Genomic DNA, 2184 nt, shown 5'->3' on the forward strand with positions numbered 1-2184 from the left:
AAATCAGTTGTCTTGTAATAAATGTGCTTTCCAGATCGTTGTCAAAGTGTAACATTTTGGAGAGTTCACATTATTATCCTAACGATTGTAAAAGCTGTACATTATTGGTTTTGGAGAAACACCAACGCCTGTTTAAAGTTTAACTATGAAATGGCAAAATAAAAGAACACTGACTGTTATTATAGGTTTGATAGTAGCCATTATAATTTTGCTAAGTTCAAACCTAATGGCAATACCTGACCTTTCAGAGTCAGATCCTCAATTATTATTTACTCCATTACAGCATCAGCAAATATCATTAACACAAACAATTATTTCTATAGTTCAAGAATACTTAAACCCATGAAAACGCTTTTTGTTGCCCTTCTTTTCTTTATCCCGTTTTTTGTAAATGCCCAGGATGTATATAACCTCGACAAAACTTATGAAGTTGATGCTGATGGCTTGCTAAAACTGACAAGCAGTGATGCCAAAGTGTACATTACCGGCAACGACCGTACAGATGCCCGGGTGAAAATATACAGAAATATGAAAGGTTCACTTAATCTGGGTACGAGCAGTTTTGCCGTCGACATCCAGGCTGATAATGGTAGCCTGGTAATCACTGAAAAATACAGCGGGAGCATGATAAACATTGCCGGATCATCTGGTGAAGAGTATAAAATTGAAATCGAAATACCTGAAAATATGAGGTTGGATATCAAAGGTGATGGAGATAAGTATGAGATATCGAATATCAGCGGTGCTATTGAAATGCATCTCGACGATGCCGATGCCGACCTGAAAGCGTGCAATGGAAAAGATTTCAGGTTTACTTTTTATGATGGAGATATTAGCCTTGATAAGGGTTCCGGAAATTTATTCGTAAAAGCCGATGATGGGGACCTTAGAATAGCAGAAGGCAAATTTGATAAGATCAATGCCACCATGGAGGATGGCGATCTTGTGATAGCAACCACGCTCACTAATAATGGTGAGTACTTTTACGATATAGAAGATGGCAACCTGATACTCAGCTTTACGGATGGTGGCGCTAAGGTTGATATTGCTCATGAAGATACGCAGATTGACGTTTCTTCCGACTTCATACCCATACGGCAAAGCGAAAACCGAACCAGGCTTGCCCTTGGGAGCAGCAATGCCAACGTAGAAATAAGAGCAGAAGATGCTATGATCAGAATGACTACAAAGTAAGATTTAGTCAAAGCAGCATTCCTAATTAGACCTAGCATTGCTGCGTAGAATCTCAATATTATTGGTCAGTTTAATATTCAATAGTGGTGAAACCACCTCTTGCCATAGCTCTGAGCATAGATGGATTCTCATGTAAGTTTGGCATCAATTTTTTTCCGGGCTGGTAGATTCTGCCTCCTCAAAGCTACCTTTATATAAGATGACCTCCCTTTCCTTTTCGGTAAGGCGCAGGTCATTCACATATTTTTGAGGTGTGGGCCTGTTAAGTGACATGAAGAATAAAAGGAGTACATAAAACAAAATAAAAGCCGCAGAAGTAGTTAAATACAAGCCCCCAACAAAAATCAATGAACCCAACTCAATAAATCCATATAATTTCAGGCTTGCAGCATAATAGGCCTCTAATTTATCGCGCAGACTTTCCTGCTGGTTCACACCCTTCAAATCCTTTTTAAACTTGAAATACCCACCAATAACGGCACTGGCTCCTAGCACAGGCAACAGGTAGGTCAGTATAAAAATCACGGCATTATCGTCAAGGGCAGGCTGTAGTTCTCTGTGCCTGAGTTCCAGAAACAAGTAAACAAAGGCTGCCAAAGGCAAGGCAAGCATGGCATGAAAAACAAAACCTAGCTTATTGTGAAAGTTTTCAGGGCTTTTAAAGGACATTTATGTAAATTTTGCGGTCAAAACTAATAAATTACTTCCTTCAAAAACAATATTCACTATTTTTGTAGAGATGGTGGGCGTAGAAAATTTAAGCAGAAAAGAACAAGTCATAAGAACAGCCTCCGAGCTTTTCAAGCAAAAGGGGTATTCTGCCACCTCCATGCGTGATCTGGCACAAGCACTTGGTATTGAGGCAGCTAGTCTTTATTCTCATATTAAATCCAAGGAAGAGATCCTTCAGGCATTATGTTTCGAAATGGCCAAAAGGTTTCAGCGGTCACTCAAAGAAGTTGAAGGGGCTGATATTTCCTATAGTGAAAG

Annotated in this window: 3 protein-coding genes; 2 read left to right on the plus strand and 1 reads right to left on the minus strand. The window is 39.4% G+C overall.

The features are described 5' to 3' along the window. The first annotated feature begins 342 nt into the window (after positions 1 to 342). Positions 343 to 1194: a DUF4097 family beta strand repeat-containing protein gene (locus tag E1163_RS00910; RefSeq protein WP_155168646.1), complete on the plus strand. Its 852-nt coding sequence runs from the start codon at positions 343 to 345 to the stop codon at positions 1192 to 1194. 144 nt (positions 1195 to 1338) lie between these two features. Here E1163_RS00910 and E1163_RS00915 read toward each other — a convergent pair whose 3' ends face one another. Next, a complete protein-coding gene (locus tag E1163_RS00915; RefSeq protein WP_155168647.1) occupies positions 1339 to 1863 on the minus strand; it encodes a hypothetical protein in 525 nt (174 codons plus the stop codon). Positions 1864 to 1933: 70 nt separating this feature from the next. Between E1163_RS00915 and E1163_RS00920 the strand changes: the two genes are divergently transcribed. Continuing rightward, the coding region (locus E1163_RS00920; protein ID WP_155168648.1) for a TetR/AcrR family transcriptional regulator at positions 1934 to 2184 on the plus strand (251 nt) is incomplete at its 3' end.

The organism is Fulvivirga kasyanovii, assembly GCF_009711405.1.
GTDB lineage: Bacteria > Bacteroidota > Bacteroidia > Cytophagales > Cyclobacteriaceae > Fulvivirga > Fulvivirga kasyanovii.

Excerpts from the sequence above, each read along its gene's own strand:
- E1163_RS00915 (WP_155168647.1), bottom strand. The coding sequence starts at position 1,863 with ATGTCCTTTAAAAGCCCTGAAAACTTTCACAATAAGCTAGGTTTTGTT.
- E1163_RS00910 (WP_155168646.1), top strand. The coding sequence starts at position 343 with ATGAAAACGCTTTTTGTTGCCCTTCTTTTCTTTATCCCGTTTTTTGTA.